Raw genomic sequence first — 3,492 nt, forward strand, 5'->3', positions numbered from 1 at the left:
AGAATGTGTATAAGAGACAGCCGTAACTCATATCATTTTATTAAAGATAGATAGAGCATTACTTTTCTTAAGCTCTTCAAATATAGAGGATAGCTCTACTAACAGAAGGTTCCAATGAGCAGCCTCATTGTTAACCAAGACTCCCGAACTCCAATAAAATTAGTGTAATTTTCTTAAAATTTTATTACTATGACTCACTTCATTTGAATTAGGGATTTTAGCATGACGCACACAACCTTATTTACTTCAGAATCTGTCTCGGAAGGCCACACAGACAAAATAGCCGATCAAATTTCTGATGCTATTTTAGATGCACTCATTAGTCAAGATCCCCGTTCTCGCGTAGCCTGTGAAGCTGTAGTGAAATCTGGCATGGTTTTTGTCGCGGGAGAAATTACTACCAGTGCTTGGGCTGATATAGAACAAATTGCTCGTAATACCATTTTACAGATTGGTTACAATGACCCTCATATTGGTTTTGATGGAGAAACTTGCGCCGTACTTTCAGCCATTGGAAAACAATCACCGGATATCATCATAGGTGTTGACGGACGTAAAGATCGAGAATTAGGAGCTGGTGATCAAGGTTTGATGTTTGGATATGCTTCGAGAGAAACCGAAGTACTGATGCCTGCCCCAATTACCTATGCTCATCGTCTCGTTCGTCGACAAGCAGAGTTGCGTAAAGAAGGTATTTTTTCCTGGTTACGTCCGGATGCTAAATCACAAGTTACGCTCCGTTACGAAAATGGAGTTCCTGTAGCAGTAGATTGCATTGTACTTTCCACGCAACACAGTCCACATATTCTTCAAAAAGATTTACGAGAAGCCGTGATTGAAGAAATCATTAAGCCTGTTATTCCTCAAACTTGGATTACAAAGAATACTCGACTGTTAGTTAATCCCACTGGGCGCTTCGTTATTGGTGGACCGGTTGGCGATTGTGGGTTAACTGGACGAAAAATCATCGTTGATACCTATGGAGGAATGGCTCGTCATGGGGGAGGCTGTTTTTCAGGGAAAGATCCTTCTAAAGTAGATCGTTCGGCTGCTTATGCTGCTCGTTACGTTGCTAAGAACATAGTAGCTGCCGGAGTAGCTGATCGTTGTGAAATTCAAGTTTCTTACGCCATAGGTATTGCTGAGCCTACTGCAATTAACATTGAAACCTTCGGAACCGCCAAAATTGATGAGGCACGTATTCAACAATTAATTATGGAATTCTTTGATTTTCGTCCGGGACGAATTATCGAAGATCTTCGATTACTTCGACCTATATACAAAGCTACTGCTACCTATGGCCATTTTGGTCGGGAAGAAGCAGAATTTACCTGGGAGCAAACTGATAAAGCGGAAATGCTTCGCGAAGCTGCAGGTTTACTTTCAACCGCCCCAACCAACATCCTTAAAATAGCCCAATAGTGAATATTTAAAAAATTGGATAATAATGACTCAAGATTTTCAAATTGCTGACAGTAAATTAGCAGATTGGGGTCAAAAGGAAATTGACATTGCCAAAACAGAAATGCCTGGATTAATGGCCTTATGTCAAAAATACAAAAAAAGTCAACCTTTGAAAGGGGCTCGTATTGCGGGCTGTATCCATATGACAATCCAAACAGCTGTTTTAATTGAAACTTTAATTCAACTTGGTGCTGAAGTTCGATGGTCTTCTTGTAATATTTTTTCTACTCAAGATCATGCAGCTGCCGCGATCGCGGCAAAAGGTATTCCAGTTTTTGCTTGGAAGGGAGAAACTGAGGAAGAGTACTGGAAATGTATAGATTCTACTTTAGAAGGCCCTAACGGCTGGCACCCTAATATGTTATTAGATGATGGTGGAGATTTAACCACTTATGTGCTAAAAAACAATCCAGAATTAGTCAAAAATATTCGCGGTGTTTCCGAAGAAACGACTACTGGAGCTCATCGTCTTTATAAAATGCTCAAAGATGGCACTTTAAGATTCTCCGCTATCAATCTAAACAATTCAGTAACAAAATCAAAATTTGATAATCTTTATGGATCTCGCGAATCACTCATCGATTCTATTAAACGGGCAACAGATGTGATGATTGCAGGCAAACGTGTTGTCGTTTGTGGATATGGGGATGTAGGTAAAGGTTGTGCACAATCCCTTCGTGCTTACGGCGCTACGGTATATATTACCGAAATTGATCCTATTTGCGCTTTACAAGCCTCTATGGAAGGTTATCAAGTGGTGACCATGGAAGAAGTAGCTCCGATCGCTGATATTTTTATTACTGCAACGGGTAATATTGACATTATTACTCATGAACATATGACTCAAATGAAAAATCAAACCATTATTTGTAATATTGGCCATTTTGATAAAGAAATTGACATCAATTCTTTAAAAAAATACTCATGGATCAACATTAAACCCCAAGTCGATCAAGTTATTTTCCCTAACGGAAAACGACTGACAGTCTTGGCAAAAGGCCGGTTAGTTAATCTTGGCTGTGCAACAGGTCACCCCAGTTTTGTGATGTCGACTTCCTTCAGTAATCAAGTATTGGCGCAGATAGAATTATGGAAACATCAAGAAAAATATCCCCTGGGGGTATACTTATTACCTAAACACCTAGATGAAGAAGTCGCACATCTACATTTACAACAAGTAGGAGCTAAATTAACGAAATTAACCAAGAAACAAGCCGCCTATATCGGGGTCGATCCTAAAGGACCGTTTAAGTTGGATCATTATCGATATTAAATTTTACATCCTCTCTACGTAACAAAATAAATTAAAAAAATTCTTTCTAAAAATTAGCAATTGAATACACTCTTGATTACTATATTTATACAAAAATTTAAAAAATTATTTGAGCAGTTAAAAAAATATTTGAACTCAGTAAAAATTAGACCTGATTGTATTATAATCCTGTGGTTAATAAACTCTTCTTTGTTTATGTAAAGGGAGTAGAAGAACAGCTTTTTAAAAAAATATAAAAAAGTAAAAAATTTTCAACATTGTGGCAAAAACAAGAAAAACTCTTTTTATTCAAGACTATTAAAATAGTTTAAGTTTTACACAAATAAAAAACTGTCTCCCTTCCTTTATTAGGATGCCCATGAAATATAAAATATGAAGATATGTTATATGTATTGTATTGGAATTAGTTCATTTAAAAACAGTTTTCTTTTAATAAAAAAGATTATTTTTATTCGAAATAATTTCTAATTTTTTAATTAGGGCACTTATTCCACACCATTTTGAACGTACTAAATCATTTTCTTATCTTTATTTTCTTATAATATTATAATTTCGCTAAATTAGGAAAACTTTTGAAAAAATAGCAAAAAAATCTCACCCAGTATTCTGAAAAACAATATTAAGTGTTTTTTCATGAGATCTCATCTAAATCACTGAAAAATATTTAACAATAAATATGGCATCGAAAATGAGATTAAATATTAAAGAAAATTTACTAATTTTTCGTTCATACTTCCAAGAAAGTAATATATTTT

At 35.7% G+C, this 3,492-nt stretch carries 2 protein-coding genes; both read left to right on the forward strand.

What is annotated here, in order from left to right; genetic code table 11:
• The first annotated feature begins 222 nt into the window (after positions 1 to 222).
• Entirely contained in the window at positions 223 to 1,422 is a 1,200-nt protein-coding gene (metK, locus tag CLERM_RS03735; protein WP_102157244.1) for a methionine adenosyltransferase, read from the forward strand.
• 25 nt (positions 1,423 to 1,447) lie between these two features.
• Positions 1,448 to 2,737, forward strand: a complete 1,290-nt coding sequence (ahcY, locus tag CLERM_RS03740) for an adenosylhomocysteinase (RefSeq protein WP_102157245.1) — start codon at positions 1,448 to 1,450, stop codon at positions 2,735 to 2,737.
• Positions 2,738 to 3,492 lie beyond the last annotated feature (755 nt).

It is taken from the genome of Coxiella-like endosymbiont (genome assembly GCF_002871095.1).
Lineage (GTDB): Bacteria > Pseudomonadota > Gammaproteobacteria > Coxiellales > Coxiellaceae > Coxiella.

What these genes read in the sequence shown, in the direction of transcription:
- metK (WP_102157244.1), top strand. Translation starts at nt 223, where the DNA reads ATGACGCACACAACCTTATTTACTTCAGAATCTGTCTCGGAAGGCCAC.
- ahcY (WP_102157245.1), top strand. Translation starts at nt 1,448, where the DNA reads ATGACTCAAGATTTTCAAATTGCTGACAGTAAATTAGCAGATTGGGGT.